A 17,258-nucleotide genomic window follows, 5' to 3' on the forward strand; every position below is an offset into this window, starting at 1 on the left:
TCGCGCGGCATCCGCCGCGATCCGCGCGTGCAGGCGGCCGGGGCGATGGCACAGGAGCGACGACCACGTGCGGTACGCCGTCGGCGCGCAGCGCACGGAGGGCGTCCCAGGTGCCTGGCAGCGCCCGCACGGCTGCGAGCAGCGCGTGAACACCCACCGCGTGCCGCGGATCGCGGCTGCGGTGGGCGAAGACCAGGAGAGGACGGCGGCAGCCCGCTCAGCTTCTCGTCAGCAGACCGCAACCGCGCAGCACATCACGCTCCAGCAGACCGCAACCGCGCAGCACATCACGCTCCAGCGGGCCGAAGACCAGCAGATCGATGACCACCAGCAGCTGCCAGACCGAGGACGACCGCGACGGCGACGACCGGCGGCAGGACCTTCCACAGCAGCCTCTCGCGCAGCGTCCGGCGGCCGGTCCGTGGGGTCTCCAGCGCGTCGAGGCCGGCCTCCAGGCGGCGAAGTCGTTGCCGCCGCCGGGGCGGCGTCAGTACTGGCCATGACGGCGGATCTCGTTCCGCAGCTCTTGGGTGATCTCGACGGACAGTTCCGCTACCGCGGAGTCCTCGATGCGTCGCGGGCGGCCGATGGTGACCTGCCACCAGCGGGCGACGCGGCCGGGGCGCGAGGACATCAGCACGACGCGCTGGGCGAGCCGGACGGCCTCGCGGACGTTGTAGGTGACGACCAGGACGGAGATGTTCGTCTCCTGCCAGAGCCGGGTCAGCTCGTCGTGGAGCACGTCGCGGGTGATGGCGTCCAGAGCCGCGAACGGTTCGTCCACAGCAGCCGGCTGTCCTGGGCGAGCGCGCTGGCGAGCGCGACGCGCTGACGCATGCCGCCGGACAGCTCGTGCACCCGTTTGCCGTGCGCGCCCCGCAGCCGTACGAGATCCAGCAGCTCCTCGGCCCGGCCCCGCCGCTCGCGCGCGCGGTACGCCGCGCGGTTTGAGTGCCAGTTCGATCGGCCGACAGCCAGGGGAACAGGGCGTGTTCCTGGAACAACAGCGCCGGTCGGGCGGCCGGGAGGGCGATCTCACCGCCGGTCGGCCGGTCCAGTCCGGCGAGCAGGCCGAACAGCGTGGACTTGCCGCGCCGGAGGCTCCCAGGAGGGCGACGAATGCGCCCGGCGCGCCATCCAGGCTGATGTCGTCCAGGACGAGCTGCTCGAGGAGACCGTTGCGAAACGACTTCGAGACGTGGTCGAGCCGCGCGGCGAACCCGGCCTCGGTCTCCGCGGCGGCCGGGCCGAGGGCGGTGGTCATCGTCATCCTCGTCACCTCCGAAGTGGCTGGGTCCTGACGGACGCCGGGCAGGGCGGCGGGCACACGGTGTCTCACGGACCGTCCCCCCGGTCGCTCCCGCCGCCCCGTGCGGTGAAGGACTCGCCGGCCATGCCGGCGGCGAGCGTGGTCCCGTCGGCGGGGTCGAGGAGCAGGAAGCAGCCGGTACCCCGGTTCTCGGCGTACGGGTCGACGGCCAGCGGCTCGGCGGTGCGCAGCACGACGCGGCCGATGTCGTTGGCGGTCAGGCGCCCCGGCAGCGGATGGGGCGCGGTGCCGTCCAGTGCGTAGCGGTACGGGATCTCCTCGACCACGGCCTGCACGGTGCGCGTGGTGTGCTTGAGCAGGATCGGCGCGCCGGCCCGCAGCGGACGGTCGGCGAGATGGCAGACGGTGGCGTCGATGTTCCGGGTGAGCGGCGGGGGGTCCGCGGCCGGGACGATGAGGTCTCCCCGGGAGACGTCGAGGTCGTCGGCGAGCGTCAGCGCCACCGACAGCGGGGCGCGGGCCTCGTGGACCTGCTCGCCCAGCAGGTCGATGCCGGTGATGACGGACGAGCGCCCCGAGGGCAGCACGGTCACACGCAGGCCGGTGCGCAGGATGCCGGAGGCGATCTGCCCCGCGTACGTCCGGTGGCCGGGAAACAGCGGGCTCTGCGGCCGGATGACGTACTGCACGGGAAAGCGCGCCGCCAGCTCCGCGGGGTCGGAGCGGACCGGGACGGTCTCCAGGTGCTCCAGCACGGTGGGACCGCCGTACCAGTCCATGCGGGCGGAGGCTCTGACCACGTTGTCCCCCCGCAGCGCGGACACCGGGATCACCGTGACCTCGTCGATCCCCAGTGCCTCCGCGCACGCCGTGAACTCCCGTGCGACGGAGGCGAATACGGGCTCGGAGTAGCCGACCAGATCCATCTTGTTGACCGCCAGGAGCACATGGGGCACGCGCAGCAGCGCGGCGACGGCGGTGTGCCGGCGAGTCTGCTCCAGTACGCCGTTGCGCGCGTCCACCAGGATGATCGCCAGCTCGGCGGTGGACGCGCCCGTCACCATGTTGCGGGTGTACTGCACGTGGCCCGGGGTGTCCGCGAGGATGAACCCGCGGCGGGCGGTGCTGAAGTAGCGGTAGGCGACGTCGATGGTGATGCCCTGCTCGCGCTCCGCCCGCAGACCGTCGGTGAGCAGGGCCAGGTCCGGTGTGTCCTGGCCGCGCTCCTTGGAGACGCGTTCGACGGCCTGCAACTGGTCCGTCGGCACCGACTTGGAATCGTGCAGCAGCCGTCCGACCAGCGTCGACTTGCCGTCGTCGACGGAGCCGGCGGTGGCGAAGCGGAGCAGTCCAGCCGCCGCGGGGACGGTTCCGGTGTCCGGCGTCATCAGAAGTACCCCTCGCGCTTGCGGTCCTCCATCGCGGCCTCGGAGACGCGGTCGTCGGCCCGGGTCGCACCGCGCTCGGTCAGTCTCGATGCCGTGATCTCGACGATCACGGCATCGGCGGTGCGCGCCTGCGAGAGAACGGCTCCGGTGCAGGACATGTCGCCGACCGTGCGGAAACGGACCATCCGCTTCTCGGCGGTCTCACCCGCCCCCGGCCCGCCCCAGGGACCTGGGCTGAGCCACATGCCGTCCCGGTGGAACACCTCGCGTTCATGGGCGTAGTAGATCTCCGGCACGTCTATGGCGTGCCGGGCTATGTACTGCCATACGTTGAGCTCGGTCCAGTTGGACAGCGGGAACACCCGGACGTGCTCGCCGGGAGCATGCCGGCCGTTGTAGAGGTTCCACAGCTCGGGGCGCTGGCGGCGCGGGTCCCAGCCGCCGAACTCGTCCCGCAGGGAGAACACCCGCTCCTTCGCGCGGGCCTTCTCCTCGTCCCGGCGCCCGCCGCCGAACACGGCGTCGTGCCGCTCCGCGGCGATCGTCTCCGTCAGCGGGAGCGTCTGCAGGGGATTACGGGAGTTGTCCGGACGTTCGCGCAGCACACCGCGGTCGATGTACTCCTGCACCGAGACCACGTGCAGCCGCAGGCCGTGCTCGGCGACGACGCGGTCGCGGTAGTCGAGCACTTCGGGAAAATTGTGGCCGGTGTCCACGTGCAGCAGCGAGAAGGGGAGGCAGGCGGGGGCGAACGCCTTCAACGCCAGGCGCAGCATGACGATCGAGTCCTTGCCGCCGGAGAAGAGCAGGACCGGGCGTTCGAACTCCCCTGCCACCTCACGGAAGATGTGCACCGCTTCGGACTCCAGCACTTCGAGGTGCTGCACGGTGGCCGTGAGCTGCGCCGTCATGAGTGCGGTCCGCGTTCCGTCTTTCCCGGACCCGCCCGGTGCCCGGCGCATGCGTGCGCGCCCTCCCGCACCCGGCGGGTGCGGGAGGCACAGCCGATCCAGGGACAGCCCTTTGGCAGAGGCGGATCGGTCAGTACGCCGTGTCCGGCCACGGATGCCACTACGGCCTCCTGGGTCCAGCGGGCGATCGGCGCGGCCTTCACCTTCTGCCGCCGGGCGTCGCGGGCCGCCACCGGGGTGTGCGCCCGGGGCGGCGACTGGTCACGCCGCAGCCCCGTGGCCCGGGCGTCGTACGCCTTCAGCCCTTCCGCCGGTAGCGCCACCGTGCGCAGGCCGCAGCAGCGGTCGGGGGCGCGGTCGTGCGGATTCGGCCCGTACCGGGCGTCCTGCGGTCTCCTGCCCGCCCGTGCCGCGAGTTGTCGAAGTCCCTGCACCGCATGCCCCCTTGGCTGAGATACGGCCATGGCAACACGGGACGGTGACACTGCACTGACGAGCGGCTGACCCGGCTGTCGGAGGGCGGTGGAAGGCGGACCGCGGAGGGCGGGAACCGTACGAGGGGAGGTGCGCGGAGTAGCCGAGGTATGGGGTAGGCGCCCCGGGCGTTGTGCGCGCCACCGGGGCCGGTCAGCCGGGGAGCCAGCCCGCGTCCTGGGCGATGCGTATGGCGTCCACGCGGTTGCGGGCGTTGAGCTTGGCCACGACGGCGGTCAAATAGTTGCGGACGGTGCCGATGGAGAGGTGGAGGGCGGCGGCGATCTCCCGTGCCTCCGCGCCGCCGGTCGCCAGCTTCAGCACTTCCGTCTCGCGGCTGGTGAGAGGGTTCTCCGCGCAGTCCCACGCGGAGAGGGCGAGGTCGGGGTCGACCACCCGCTGGCCGGCCGCCACCTTCCGTACCGCCTGGGCCAGCTGGTCGGGCGGGGCGTCCTTGAGGAGGTAGCCGTTCACCTGGCCCGACAGGGCCCGGCGCAGCGTCCCCGGCTGGCCCATACTGGTGAGGATCAGGGACTTGCACGAGGGCATCCGCTCACGCAGCCGGGTGGCCGCGGTGAGGCCGTCCAGGCCGGGCAGGCTGATGTCGATGATGGCGACGTCGGGAACTGTTAATAAGGCGGTGGGCAGTACCTCGTCGCCCCGCCCGATCTCGGCCACCACCGTGAAGTCGTGCTGGAGGCTCAGCAGGGCGACCAGGGCGCCCCGCACCATGTGCATGTCTTCCACCAACAGGATCCGGATCACGGAACCCCCCCGTTCCCCCAAATAGAATTCTATCAGCTATTCGAACTGTTCGACTGTGTCGGAATCACCGCCTGTACCCGGAACTTGCCGCCGGGGGCCAGCCCGGCGGTGAGCCGTCCCTGGACCACGACCAGTCTCTGGGTGAGGTTGCCGAGGCCGTTGCCGCTCTCCCGCGACGCGTCCCGGTAGGACGGGATCACGCCGTCGTTCTCGACCGTCAGCCGCAGCGCGCCGTCGTCCTCGGTCACTTCGATCGTGCAGTTGCGTACTTTGCTGTGCCGCAGCAGATTGGTGACCGCCTCCCGGAGCACCGCGGCCAGCACGGTGTCCACGTCCTGCGTGGGCGGATCGAAGTCCGCCACCACCGTGGTCCGCACGTCCGCCGCCGTCAACAGGGATTTCGCGGAGGTCACCTCCTGCGCCAGGGACATGGCGCGCAAGCCGCTCGACAGCCGGCGCACGTCGGCCAGCGACTGACGTGATGTGACCAGCACATCCTTGAGCTCGTCGAGAGCCCGTTCGGGGTGGACCGGCACCAGCCGGACGATCAACTCGCACTTGAGGGTGATCGCGGACAGGCTGTACCCCAGCAGGTCGTGCAGATCGCGGGAGAACCGCAGGCGCTCCGTGATCACGGCGATCCGGGCCACCTCCCCCCGCGCCTCGTTGAGTTCCTCGACCAGCTCCACGAGGCGGGAGAGCCCGAACACGACCACGCCGGTGAGCAGCGTCGACTGCCCCAGATAGATGGACTCCGTCACCGCACGTCCCTGGAGCAGCGCGATCACCAGGATGCTCGCTCCGGCCGCACCGTACAGCGGCCACGCGTACCGTCCGGGCACCAGCAGCAGGAGGGAACCGGCAAGGAATCCCGCCATCGCCCCCCACTGCACCTCGAAGAGCGCGATCGGCGTGTAGGCCAGGACGAATTGAGCGCTGAGCGTCAGCACTCTGTCGCGTGCCGGTCCGTGGCGGGCACCGGGTTCGGAGTGACGGAGCTGGAGCACGAAGCTCACCGCGAGCGCCGCCGCCGCGCAGACGAGTTCGACGGGTCCGGACGCGGAGTCGACCGCGTTCAGGAGCATGATCACGAGGAAGCTGGTGAGGGTGGCAAAGAGTACGCCTTTGGCGAGGCGTGGGGCGGGCGACACGTGGACGTTCGGCGTACGATCCTGCACGGCTCGTCATGCTCTCTCTCGCCGAGGGCCCTCTTTTCCGTAGATCGTAGGCCGCCGGCGTGCAGTTTCATGTTGTGTTCACAATTACGAGAGCGGCGGCCGCACCGTTTCAGACGAAAAGCGGCACCGGGTTGAGATCGCCGTAGGAAGTGGCCTGCGGCAGCCGGCCCAGCGCGACCGGCACGTCGTAGAGTCTGCCCGGCGCCAACCGGGCCCAGAACGGGCGCAGTCCCGGCACGACGACCCGCATGGCATGCCGATGTCCGGGCGGGTGAGGTTGTGTACCAACAGGCCCATGCCACGGGCCCGGACCAGCTCCACCATCGCGTCGACGTCGTCCCGCAGGTCCTGGCGAGGGGTGTAGTCCCAGTGCGCCGGGGCCCGCGGCGACTGTTGCGGGCCGGGCCGCAGCCAGGCCCGGTCGGCCGGGGTCACCTGCCTCGACCACTCCGTCAGTGCGGGGTCCCGCAGCGGTGACCGGTCCCGTCCGCGCAGACGCCGGCGACGGCCGGCAGCAGCCGGCCCATATCCGTGACCGCCCGCCGCAGCACGATCTCTGGGTCGAAGTGGGAGCGCTTAGAGGTCCTAACAAAAGCCTCAGATGATGTGACTGTCGGCTTGGTTGCTCGTTGGGCTGTTCGTGGGGAAGAGAGAGTCGCGTCCGTGGATCGTTTCGGACGAACTGTGGTCGCTGGTCGAGCCGTTGTTGCCTGTTCCGGGCCCGAAGCTGGTGGCTGGTCGGCCGCGGGTGCCTGACCGGCAAGCGCTCTGCGGGATCCTGTTCGTGCTGCATACCGGGATCCAGTGGGAGTATCTGCCGCAGGAGCTGGGCTTCGGTTCGGGCATGACGTGCTGGCGCCGGCTCGCTGCCTGGAACGAGGCCGGCGTCTGGGACCGGCTCCACGTCGTGCTGCTGGCCAGGCCGCGAGCAGCGAAACAGCTCGACTGGTCGCGGGCGGTGATCGACTCATCCCACGTCCGGGCCGCTCGGCGCGGCCCAAAAGCGGCCCCAGCCCGGTCGACCGCGCGCGGCCGGGCAGCAAGCACCACATCCTCGTCGACGGCCAGGGCATCCCGCTCGCGGTGTCCCTGACCGGCGGAAACCGCAACGACGTCACCCAGCTGATGCCGTTGCTTGCCAAGATTCCGTCGGTCCCGGGGCTCGTCGGGCGGCCACGTCGACGGCCCGATGCACTGCTCGGTGGCCGCGGCTACGACCACGACAAGTACCGCCGCCTGGTCTGGGCTCGGGGCATCAAACCGGTCATCGCCCGACGCGGTGTTCTGCACGGTTCTGGCCTCGGAGTTCACCGCTGGGTTGTCGAGCGCACGATCGCCTGGTTCCACGGCTTCCGACGTCTCCGCATCCGCTGGGAGAGACGTGATGACATCCACGAAGCCTTCCTCGGCCTCGCCACCTGCCTCATCACTCACCGCCACGTCCAACGCCTTTGTCAGGACCTCTAAGCCGAAGACGATGTCCTCCGCGGGCCTGCCGACGCGCCGGGAGAGCGCCGCCACCCCGGGGATTGCGAAGTCCGACGTGAGGTCCAGCGCCCACAGTTCGCGGCCGATCCGCCGGTAGGCCGCCACCAGCCGGTCGAGGTACGGCGCGTCGAACGCGCTGACCTCGACCGCCGCCTGACGGGTGCGGTTGTACCACCACAGGGCCACCGCGTCCCGTTTCACGAGCTCCAGGAATCCCTGTACGAGCGCCTCCTCCTCGGTGCCGCCCTGCGCGGTGCCGTTGGAGTCGGCGCACACCCCCTGTACGTGGGGCTGCTGCTGGCCGGGAAAGTACAGCAAAGAGGTCGGCAGAAACCGGTGTGCACGCCGGGTCAGCGACCGGACGGGGGTCCACTCCATCGGCGGGTCTCGTCCAGGGGCGGCGGTACGCACCGGAAGGGAGAGCCGTCCGCGTTCCAGCGGTCGCGCTCGCGCAACTGCCGTTCGTGGCAGAGCCGGCAGGAGTTCGGGTGCACGGCCTCGGCTCCCAGCGCCCGGTAGCTGTCCACGACGACCGGCTCGTCCCCGTGCCGCGTGGCGCTGTCCCGCTCCACGGCCTCGCCGAGCTCCCCCGTCCAGGCCTCGGCGGGGCTTACCCCCTTGCCGCCGCTGAGGGTACGCAGACCGGCGCGCAGCGCGGCGAGGGTCCGGGGACCGAACACGAGATTGGGACCCGAGACGTAGCTCTCGGTGAGATCGGGTGCTCCCGGCGCACGCCGGATGTCCTTCACCATCCCCGTCACACTGTCCACCAGATGCCCGTACCGCTCCCGGACCCTGCTCCCGCATACGCGCGCGGTGCCCGCGGCCGCCCCCCTCGGCCTTCGGCCGTGAGACCGGCCGGAAGGGCCTCATCACCTGGGCGGCGACCAGGCCCGGATCGCCGCACACGGCGCACTGCGGCCGCCGTGTCACCGGGTGGACGCGGGCGCTGAGGCCGGTGGTGTCGAGCGTGAAGACGGCCGCCTGGCCGGGATTCCGGGCTCCCGCAAGCCACTTGGCGGCCTCCAGAGAGGCCGGACCGGTGGCGATGAGCGCGGTGGCCGGCAGGGCCGCGCCGGGCCGGACCGGCGGGCGGTCGAGGCCGAAGTGCTGCTGCAAGGGCCACTCGGAGCGCCGGTGGCCCCGCAGCCGGACCGTCAGGCAGGCCAGGCAGGGCCCATCGCGGTGCTGGAAGACCGGGCCGATCCAGGGCTCGACACCGCACAGTTTCACCGGCAGCCAGGGCACGCCGCGTGCCCGCAACTCCGCGCCCGCAGAGACGAGTTCCGGCCTGAGGTAGTCATCGCAGGCGACCAGCGCCAGATCGGCGCGGCCCTCGGTGACCACCGCGATCCCCGCGTTCCCGCATGCCTCGGCCACCGCGTCGATGGCGACCTCGCCGACGGCTCTGACCAGAAGCGTCGATCCGGCGAGGCGGGACACCGCCTGCTCGCCGTCGGTCCCGGCCAGTTCCCAGTACGCCTCCCCGAAACGGTCGGCGGGGGTGAAGGGAACGACGTCGTCATCCGGCCCGGACACGCGGTACCGGAGCAGTCCGGCCTCGGTCAGTTCGCACAACCCCTCACCGCACTGTTCCGGGCTGAGCCAGGGCCGCGCGTCGCTCAGCAGGCGGGTCACCGTACGGCTGCCGTCCAGCAGCGGGGCCAGTACCCCGGCCCTGCGGCCGGGCAGCGCGGTCATTCCTTTGCGGGAGACCAGGTACGTCGCTTCGCCCGGTACCACCAATGCGTGGAGACGTGGCCTGAAGCCGACCAGGGTGCGGCCGGCTCGAGCCCCGTCGGCCGACGCCGTCTCGTACGCCTTCTGGGCCGTCCGGATTCTTCCATCAGCAGTATCTCCACGGTGTGCTTCCTTCTGCCGGTGGTCACGCGAGACGCTGCTGATTCCGCGTGGCTTTCGAACATCCAAGACAGTGAGGCGTTCAGGGCCGGACGGTGAGATTCTCATCCACAGGCACTCGACCAGGACTCCGGTCGGCCCCGACCGGCCGCCGTTAGCTTCCCCGCACGCGACGGAGAGCCGAGGACCGACCATGCCCTTACACCCGCAGGCGCGGGCATTGATATCCCGCTTCCGAGCACAGCGGCGGCCGACGGTGACCGAGGTGCCGCTCACCGTGGCCCGCGCGATGACGGGCGACTGGATATCCCTGCAGGGCGATCAGGAGCCCGTCGCCCGGGTGGGCGACGCTCTCGTACCCGGGGCGGCAGGACAGCTGCCCGTGCGTTTCTACCGGCCTGCGGCCGCCGTCGGCCGCAGGCCGCTGCTGGTGTACTTCCACGGCGGCGGCTGGATCGCCGGCGGCCTCGATGTGGTGGACCGCCCCTTGCGCAGGCTGGCCAACGCCACCGGCGCGGTCGTCGCCAGCGTGGGGTACCGGCTGGCGCCGGAGACACAGTTCCCCGGTCCGGCGGAGGACTGCTACGCCACACTGCGAGGGATACGCGCGCGGGCCGCCGAGTGGGGGGCCGACCCGGACCGGCTGGCGGTCGCCGGCGACAGCGCGGGCGGCAACCTCGCCGCGGCGGTGTGCCTGATGGCGCGCGATCGCGGGGGCCCGCGGATCGGCGCCCAGATACTCATCTATCCGGTCACCGCCCCAGCGGCCGGCTCCACGTCGGCCTCGTACCGGGAGCACGCCGACGGCTGTCTGCTCACCCGGGACATGCTGCTGTGCTACTGGCAGCACTACGCACCCGGCGCGGCCACCGACCCCCATCCCTATGCCGCGCCCCTGCACGCCGGTGACCTGAACGGCCTGCCGCCCGCCCTGGTGCTCACCGCGGAGTACGATCCGCTGCGCGACGAGGGCGAGGAATACGCTGGCCGGCTGCGCGCCGCCGACGGCGTGACGGAGGCCGTGCGCTACGACGGTTTCATCCATAACTTCTTCTGGGCGTCCGAGGCACTGGACGCCTTCGGGTTCGCCGTCCGCGACATCGCCCGCACACTCGACCGGCACCTCCCCGGTGGATAGCACGCTCCTGGCGCTTCTTTGCGGCGTCCCGGCGCCCGGTACACACCCCCGCCGCACGGCGGAGGGACACCACGCCCCGCCTCCCCACGCACCGCTGCGGAACGCCGTGATCCGCAGTGCGCCGACCCGTGACGACCCCTTTGGGAGCCGACGATGAAAGCCGTCCAGTACCGCACCGTCGGGGGCGCGCCCGAGGTCGTCGACGTGCCTGTGCCCGTACCCGGCCCCGGTCAGGTCCTGCTCGCGATGACCGCCGCGGGGGTCTGCCACTCCGACTTCGTCGTCATGGGACGCACGGCCGCGGAGCTGCGCTTCCCGCTGCCGCTCACACTGGGGCACGAGGGCGCCGGAATCGTCGCCCAAACCGGTGCGGGCGTCACCGGCGTCACCGAGGGCGAGGCCGTCGCGGTCTACGGCGCCTGGGGCTGCGGCCGTTGCGGTCCGTGCGCACAGGGCCGGGAGAACTACTGCCCGCACGCGGCCCTGCGGGGGATCTTCTCGCCGGGTCTGGGGGCGCCGGGCGCCATGGCCGAGTACATGCTGATCGATGACGCCCGCCATCTGCTGCCGCTCGGCGGCCTCGACCCGGTGCGGGCGGTCTCCCTCACCGATGCCGGCCTGACGCCGTACCACGTGATCAAAGCCCTGCTGCCCGGCCTGCTGCCCGGCGCCACCGTGGCGGTGATCGGCGTCGGTGGCCTCGGGCACGTCGCGATCCAGCTGCTCCGGGCGCTCACCGCCTGCCGGATCATCGCGCTGGACGTGTCCGCGGAGAAGCGGGAGCTGGGCGTTGAGGTGGGCGCGCATGCTGTGTTCCGGTCCGATGCGAGCGCGGTGGATGCCGTTCGGGAGCAGACGGGGGGTCTCGGGGTACGGGCGGTTTTTGATTTCGCCGGTACGCCCGCCTCCGTCGCTCTGGCCGGAGCGGTGGCGGCGATCGACGCGGACATCTGCCTGGTCGGCATCGGCGGCGGCAGTCTGCCGGTGGGCTTCGGCCGGCTGCCTCTGGGTGTCCGCGTGCACGTGCCCTACTGGGGCAGCCGGGCCGAACTCGCCGAGGTGCTGGAGCTCGGCCGCTCCGGCGCGGTGGAGGTGAGGGTGGAGACCTTCGCCCTCACCGAAGCACCGAAGGCGTACGAACGACTGCACCGCGGCGGCGTCCGCGGCCGGGCTGTCCTGCTTCCGGACGCATGACCCAGGAGGAATTCATGTCCGATACCGATACCGAATGTTCCGCAGTGCTCGACGCGGTCGTCGTGGGGGCGGGCTTCGCCGGCCTTTACCAGCTCCACCGACTGGACGGACTCGGCTTGCGGGTCCGTGTCTTCGAGGCCGGTGACGACGTCGGCGGTACCTGGTATTGGAACCGCTACCCGGGCGCTCGCTGCGACATCGAGTCGATGGCCTACTCGTACTCCTTCTCCCCGGAGCTGGAGCAGGAGTGGCAATGGAGCGAGCGGTATGCCACTCAGCCGGAACTGTTGAGTTACATCCGGCATGTGGCGGAGCGTTTCGACCTGCGCCGTCACATCACCTTCGGCGCCGCGGTGACCCGTGCGCTCTACGACCGTCACACGCACACCTGGACGGTGACCACCGACAGCGGCGAAGAGGTGACCGCCCGCTTCGTCATCATGGCGACCGGCTGCTTGTCCCGGGTCAGCACCCCCGACCTGCCCGGCCGCGACCGCTACCGCGGACCCGTTCACCACACCGGGCGGTGGCCGCACGAACCCGTCGACCTCACCGGCCGCAGGGTCGCGGTGATCGGCACCGGCTCCTCCGGGATACAGCTGATCCCGCTCGTCGCGGAACAGGCCGCCGAGGTGACCGTCTTCCAGCGCACGCCCACCTTCAGCACGCCCGCCCGCAATCGCCCGCTCACCCGTGAGGAGAGCGACGAACGCAAGGTGGGGTACGGGGAGTTTCGGGAGTGGCTGCGCACCACGTCCGTCGGTATACCGAGGCCGCTGCCCGTGCACAGCGCCCTGGAGGTGTCGGCGGACGAGCGCGAGGCCGCCTACCGGTCGGCTTGGGACGCGGGCGTACTGGGGGGCATCCAGGCGTCGTTCACCGACACCCTCACCAGCCGACGGGCCAACGACCTGGCGGCGGAGTTCGTCCGGTCCAAGATCAGGCAGATCGTCGACGACCCGCAGACCGCGTCCGTGCTCTGCCCCACCGGCTTCCCCTTGGGCACCAAACGCCCCTGCCTGGACACCGATTACTACGCCACCTTCAATCTGCCCCATGTCCGCCTGGTAGATCTCCGCAAGACCCCCCTGGTCTCCTTCACGGAGCGGGGCGTAGAGACCACCGAGGGGGAGTACGAGGCCGATGTCGTCGTCCTGGCCACCGGCTTCGACGCCATGACCGGCGCACTGCGCGCGATCGATGTCCGAGGCCGGGACGGTGTGGCGCTCAGAGACGCGTGGGCGGCCGGCCCGCGCACCTACCTGGGACTGCTCACGGCCGGCTTCCCCAATCTCTTCACCGTCACCGGGCCGCTCAGCCCTTCCGTGCTCAGCAACATGCTGATCTCCATCGAACAGCACGTGGAGTGGATCACGGACTGCATCGGCCACCTCCGCAGCCACGCCCTCACTGAGATCGACGCGACCGACGAGGCGCAGGACGACTGGGTCCGGCATGTCGCCGACCTCGCTGCCGGCACCCTGTACCCGGAGGGGGCATCCTGGTACCAGGGGGCCAATATTCCGGGCAAACCACAGGTGTTCATGCCCTACGTCGGCGGGATCGGCGCCTACCGCGAGGTGTGCGCGGCGGTCGCCGACACCGGATACCGCGGCTTCGCACTCAGCCGGCTGCCGGACGAGCATCCAAGAACCTGACGGCCAGTCAGCACCCGACGGCTCTTAACGCCGGGAGGGGGTGTTGGTGTTCTCGGTCGTTGGTGGGGCCCGGACGTCAGCCCGAGATCGAACGGTACCGATAGCGTGCGGTACAGCCCTCCGCTGTGAAAAGAGACCTCAAGCACACGCTCCGCCCGGCTGTAGCCCACCGATCGGACGTTGGAGGAGCGAACCGGCTCATGCAACAAGGTGCCTCCTGCGGCCTACGTGCTGGGCGTTGCACCATTGACCGAAAGGATAGCGCTGGACTCGGCCGCGCCAGCAACGTCCGAAAGGCTGCTCGCCTTCGTAGGGCAGGCGTGAATTGAGAGTGGTAGCGACGCAGGGCGGTACGGGGTGTCTGCGTTCGTGACGTCGCGGCACTGAGCCGGAACGTCCGCAGCTGTGCGCGCCTGACCGCCCGCCATACCCACACCGCCCTGGAGCGCACCGGACGCTCTCACGTTGACCAGAACGTTTTGCGCTGGGCCTTCAGCAGCCACAGATGACCGCCTTCCCTATGCCCACTCCATGCCCAGCCCCCGCAGCGCGTCCATGTAGAGGGGCGGTTTTTCTGATCAGTGGGTGGTGGGCTGGCCTGCGCTGATCAGTTTGCGGTGTGGCGGTGGGCGGGGGATTGCAGTGCGCCAGTAGCTGCGGTGGTGGTGGGCGCCGCGTTGGACCAGGGGCCTGGCCTGTGGCTTTGTCAGTTAGCTGGTCGGGCGATCAGGTCGTGTCAGCTGCGCTGCGCAAGGTTCAGGTGCAGTGGTCGTTGGTATATGGCGACGTTTGGACGCGCCGCCTGCTTGAACTGGTCCGTCATCGCCGGACACTTACCTCTGTCGGCCCTGCCGACGATCACGCGTGAGGGTCCCGGGTTCCGGGGCGTGCGCCGTGGGATCGTCTCGTGTTACAGGCTGTCGGCCCATGAGGGGACGGGGTAGGTGTGGACGTCGCCGAGTGCGAGGCGGAGCGGGCCGAGGAGGCGGCGGGCAAGGCTGGGGGAGAGGTCTTCGACGGCGAGGGCCGCGGCGGCGAAGCAGACGGTTTTCTGTTCGTCCGAGAAGTCCCGTACGCGTTTGCCGTGGGTGCGGGCTGCTCGGGCCAGTGCTGCTTCGGTGTGCTTGATCAGGGCGTTCTTCAGCTGTGCCCGGTTGGCGGTCGTGGCGAGGTCCTGCGCCTCGTACCAGGCGGGGTCTTCGCGATCGGTCGGCCATGCCTTGTTGTAGGAACGGCGCAGGGTGAGGACTTCGTCCCAGGTCAGCTTCTCCAGTTGGGTGAGCAGTGCTGCCGCCGTTCGCCCTTGGGGCCCCAGCGCCCACCAGGCTGGTACCCGGGACCATATTCGCTGGCCCCACGTTTGTCCGGAGCGCTCCTCATCGTCGTTCGGGACGAGACTGACGATCCACAGCCCGAACGGAATCTCGGTCGCGAAGGGCAAGTAGTTGGCACCTGATGAATGTGGTGCTGCACGGTGCCACGGCTGCTTGCGCCGCCGCAGCGGTACGCCGGGTGCTTCGTCGATGAGGATGCGACGGCAGTCGCGCAGGGCGGCGGCGTAATCTACCGGGTCGTCGTTGAAGCCGCGGCCTGAAGGGCGTGTGACCTTCCAGCCCCAGTCGGCCGGCAGACGGTTCGGATCCACTCTCGCGACTGTCCAGTCCTCCCATCCAAGACCAGGCATCTGCTCCTCCTCTGTGACGATGGTGAGGCCCCACTGGAAGCACCTCCGGTGCGTGCTCGGGCGCCAAGGGAGTTGCTTATGCACCGAAGGTGACGCTGGGCGTAAGTGCGTGGAAGAGCTCAGTAGCGGAAGCCGAAGAGTCCGCCGGTCGGGGCGTCCGTCAGGATGGTTTCGAGGGTGTACGGCTCGGCGTCGAAGCCCAGGCGGGTGGCTTTGGCGAGGTCGTCGGTGTTGAGGGTGGCGATGTACTGCATGTTCTCTTCGCGGGTGACGTCTGCGGCGAGTTGCAGTGCGGCTCTGAGTTGCCGGTCGTCGACGCCGTCGTACAAGTGGCTGTCGTGGATGAGGAAGTCTGGGCCGCGTCCGTGCCGGTGGGCGAGGACAGCAAGGGTGAGGTCGAAGCAGAAGATGACCATGTTGCCGATGCCGCGGCTGTTGTCGCTGTCGATACGTGGGGTGATCGTCAGGCTCTCGCGTCCGGCCTGGATGGCCAAGAAGGCCTCGCGGGGCCCGTAGAGGGCCTGGGCGAAACGGGAGAACAGCAAGGTGGCTTCGCGGGTCTGCTGTTCGCGTTCGTCGAGATCGGTCTCGACGGCCTGCTGGAGCTGGATGCGTCTGGCGGTGATCTGGCGGGAGCTGGACTCCAGGGTCTGGGCCGCGTCGTAACGGTGGCGCAAGGCACCAAGGGCTGCTTGCTCGCGGGCGAGGGCCTGCTGGAGGGACGTCAGCGCTTCCAGAGCGCCGCCTTCGTCGAGCTGGCGCAGCAGTTGTGCCTGTTCCTCACCCAAGCGAGCGCGCTCAGTACGGCGCTCGGCGAGCCGTGCGGTGAGCTCGCTGATCTCTTCGTCCAGGAAGCGGCGCCGGTTGCGCACGATGGAGTGATGGAAGGCCTCGACCTCCTGGAACCTGCGGCGGACCTGGTCACTGAGAACGATGCCGAGCTCACGGTAGGCGGGCTGGAGGTACTGGGTGTCGACGTCGGCTGTCTCGATGACTGCCTGTTGCAGTTCGTCGAGGTTGTACTGCTCGATGACATCGTCCTGGGAAAGCTGTTTGATACGGCGACTGAGCTCGTCGGCCTGGTCCTTGAGGTGCTCGTACTCGGGTACGACCTGGAAAGCGGCGACCTGGCCCTGCAGGCGTTCGACCTGGGCCTCGGCCAGCGCGATCTGGCCACGCAGGTCCGCGGTGGAACCGACGATCTGTTGTTGCGGCTCGGTCAGAGGTGAGCAGGCCAGGTTCTCTGGGCTGGGCATTGCTCACTTCGGTGAGCGCATCCCTTTGTAGGGACTCGGCGTATGGATCTTCCGCTGGCCATAGATGAGATCGCCTGAAGAGCTGCCGGCCTGCGTTTTCCAGGTTGTTCGTGGGTGGGAGCTGTGTTGCTCACAGGGAGCGGATGTTGTGCAGCTCCACCGAGCCGCCGGTGCAACGGTCGAATGTCCATGGTGCGGCGAGACTGCTTTTGTCGGCTTCAGGCGGTCGGCGACACCGTCTGAGCGGGTGGACTACGGGTGGCAGTGCTCGAGCGTCGCCGTTCGTGGGGGTGGCCGCCGCGGGCGAGATGGCGTCAGCGATCTCAGCGGCTTGAGGCAACAGCCAGTGCATGGCGCTGAGGGGTACGAGAATCACCTTGTCCTCAAAGGTCGCCGACAGAACCGGGAGCGCCGACATCAGCAAGCCGATCTCACCTCAGAACATGAAGAACCTGGCCTTCATCCGGCTGCTGCAGCGCCACGGTTTGGCTTCCGCGACCGGAGAGCCGTGACACCCGACCGTGTGTTACGCACCCCGGGCGACCAGGACTAGGACGCGACCATCAAGCCCTGCTGCGCACCTCGAAGATGATGTTGGCAGCGAACGCCTTCACCACCACAAGGCCGACCTCGTGTCACGTCCGCTTGCACTGCACGAGCACGACCGTCAGCGTGTCGTCATCATTCGGATCCCACGCGTTCGGAGTCGTTGCCCTCATTCACTTGGACCGGACCGAGCTCCACCCGTAGCGGCCGGTCCAGAGCGGCCTCGTCTTGGTCGTACGGGGCACCCTGTTCGTTGGTGATGCGAAATCGCCGGGAATGCCTTGTACCGCAGCACCGCCACATCCGGCAGAGACGTGGCGGGAAGGGCAACGCGGGGAGGTGAGAAGGGCCCCAGGTTCACCTGAGGCCCTTCTCACCGTGAGGCAGTGCCGGCGTGTCGCCCGTACGCCATCCCGGTCAGGAGCGGACCACTGCTCACCTCCCGCGC

13 protein-coding genes and 5 pseudogenes are annotated in these 17,258 nt (G+C 69.8%); 5 read left to right on the forward strand and 13 right to left on the reverse strand.

Annotated elements, in window-relative coordinates:
* The first annotated feature begins 320 nt into the window (after positions 1-320).
* Positions 321-503, forward strand: coding sequence for a hypothetical protein (locus ABTX18_RS33695; RefSeq protein WP_352126624.1), 183 nt, complete (start codon positions 321-323; stop codon positions 501-503).
* Here ABTX18_RS33695 and ABTX18_RS33700 read toward each other — a convergent pair.
* From ABTX18_RS33700 to ABTX18_RS33735, 8 genes and pseudogenes are all read right to left on the reverse strand, one after another.
* Positions 488-1,264 (reverse strand): annotated as a pseudogene (locus ABTX18_RS33700) (ABC transporter ATP-binding protein). The gene ABTX18_RS33695 and the pseudogene ABTX18_RS33700 overlap by 16 nt on opposite strands.
* Positions 1,265-1,335: 71 nt before the next feature.
* A complete protein-coding gene (locus ABTX18_RS33705) occupies positions 1,336-2,658 on the reverse strand; it encodes a sulfate adenylyltransferase subunit 1 (protein WP_352126625.1) in 1,323 nt (440 codons plus the stop codon).
* Positions 2,658-3,569, reverse strand: coding sequence for a sulfate adenylyltransferase subunit CysD (cysD, locus tag ABTX18_RS33710; protein ID WP_331734574.1), 912 nt, complete (start codon positions 3,567-3,569; stop codon positions 2,658-2,660). The genes ABTX18_RS33705 and cysD overlap by 1 nt, the downstream gene beginning before the upstream one ends.
* Positions 3,566-3,958 (reverse strand): annotated as a pseudogene (locus ABTX18_RS33715) (phosphoadenosine phosphosulfate reductase domain-containing protein); the annotation flags it as partial. The pseudogene ABTX18_RS33715 and the gene cysD, both read right to left, overlap by 4 nt.
* 238 nt (positions 3,959-4,196) lie before the next feature.
* Positions 4,197-4,808, reverse strand: a complete 612-nt coding sequence (locus tag ABTX18_RS33720) for a response regulator transcription factor (RefSeq protein WP_352126626.1) — start codon at positions 4,806-4,808, stop codon at positions 4,197-4,199.
* A 32-nt stretch (positions 4,809-4,840) separates the two neighbouring features.
* The gene (locus tag ABTX18_RS33725) at positions 4,841-5,986 is read right to left on the reverse strand and encodes a sensor histidine kinase (RefSeq protein ID WP_352126627.1); all 1,146 of its coding nucleotides are present in this window, start codon (positions 5,984-5,986) and stop codon (positions 4,841-4,843) included.
* Between the two features lie 109 nt (positions 5,987-6,095).
* Positions 6,096-6,236, reverse strand: a complete 141-nt coding sequence (locus tag ABTX18_RS33730) for a hypothetical protein (protein ID WP_352126678.1) — start codon at positions 6,234-6,236, stop codon at positions 6,096-6,098.
* Between the two features lie 56 nt (positions 6,237-6,292).
* Positions 6,293-6,421 (reverse strand): annotated as a pseudogene (locus ABTX18_RS33735) (hypothetical protein); the annotation flags it as partial.
* Positions 6,422-6,653: 232 nt separating this feature from the next.
* On the opposite strand from ABTX18_RS33735, the gene ABTX18_RS33740 reads away from it, so the two are divergent.
* Positions 6,654-7,453, forward strand: a protein-coding gene (locus ABTX18_RS33740) for an IS5 family transposase (RefSeq protein WP_503061254.1) whose coding sequence is annotated in 2 segments (ribosomal slippage) — positions 6,654-6,984 and positions 6,984-7,453 — 801 coding nt in all. Because the reading frame shifts where the segments join, the coding sequence is not laid out codon by codon here.
* A 66-nt stretch (positions 7,454-7,519) separates the two neighbouring features.
* Here the strand turns inward: ABTX18_RS33740 and ABTX18_RS33745 are convergent.
* Both ABTX18_RS33745 and ABTX18_RS33750 read right to left on the reverse strand, forming a co-directional pair.
* Positions 7,520-8,347: pseudogene (locus ABTX18_RS33745) on the reverse strand (YcaO-like family protein); the annotation flags it as partial.
* Positions 8,330-9,529, reverse strand: a pseudogene (locus tag ABTX18_RS33750) (TOMM precursor leader peptide-binding protein); the annotation flags it as partial. The pseudogenes ABTX18_RS33745 and ABTX18_RS33750, both read right to left, overlap by 18 nt.
* On the opposite strand from ABTX18_RS33750, the gene ABTX18_RS33755 reads away from it, so the two are divergent.
* The 3 genes from ABTX18_RS33755 to ABTX18_RS33765 all read left to right on the forward strand — a co-directional run bounded on the left by ABTX18_RS33755 (position 9,528) and on the right by ABTX18_RS33765 (position 13,324).
* Positions 9,528-10,472, forward strand: coding sequence for an alpha/beta hydrolase (locus ABTX18_RS33755; RefSeq protein WP_352126628.1), 945 nt, complete (start codon positions 9,528-9,530; stop codon positions 10,470-10,472). The pseudogene ABTX18_RS33750 and the gene ABTX18_RS33755 overlap by 2 nt on opposite strands.
* A gap of 153 nt (positions 10,473-10,625) precedes the next feature.
* Positions 10,626-11,666, forward strand: coding sequence for an NAD(P)-dependent alcohol dehydrogenase (locus ABTX18_RS33760; protein ID WP_352126629.1), 1,041 nt, complete (start codon positions 10,626-10,628; stop codon positions 11,664-11,666).
* Positions 11,667-11,680: 14 nt separating this feature from the next.
* A complete protein-coding gene (locus tag ABTX18_RS33765; RefSeq protein ID WP_352126630.1) occupies positions 11,681-13,324 on the forward strand; it encodes a flavin-containing monooxygenase in 1,644 nt (547 codons plus the stop codon).
* Here the strand turns inward: ABTX18_RS33765 and ABTX18_RS33770 are convergent.
* From ABTX18_RS33770 to ABTX18_RS33780, 3 genes are all read right to left on the reverse strand, one after another.
* Positions 13,237-13,533, reverse strand: a complete 297-nt coding sequence (locus ABTX18_RS33770) for a KTSC domain-containing protein (RefSeq protein WP_352126631.1) — start codon at positions 13,531-13,533, stop codon at positions 13,237-13,239. The two genes, ABTX18_RS33765 and ABTX18_RS33770, sit on opposite strands and share 88 nt — an antisense overlap.
* A 701-nt stretch (positions 13,534-14,234) precedes the next feature.
* The gene (locus ABTX18_RS33775; protein ID WP_352126632.1) at positions 14,235-14,969 is read right to left on the reverse strand and encodes a hypothetical protein; all 735 of its coding nucleotides are present in this window, start codon (positions 14,967-14,969) and stop codon (positions 14,235-14,237) included.
* A 158-nt stretch (positions 14,970-15,127) separates the two neighbouring features.
* Entirely contained in the window at positions 15,128-16,264 is a 1,137-nt protein-coding gene (locus ABTX18_RS33780; protein ID WP_352126633.1) for an ABC-three component system protein, read from the reverse strand.
* Positions 16,265-17,258: the final 994 nt, after the last annotated feature.

The sequence above is a fragment of the Streptomyces sp. NPDC096323 genome (assembly GCF_040302845.1).
In the GTDB taxonomy this organism is placed as follows: domain Bacteria; phylum Actinomycetota; class Actinomycetes; order Streptomycetales; family Streptomycetaceae; genus Streptomyces.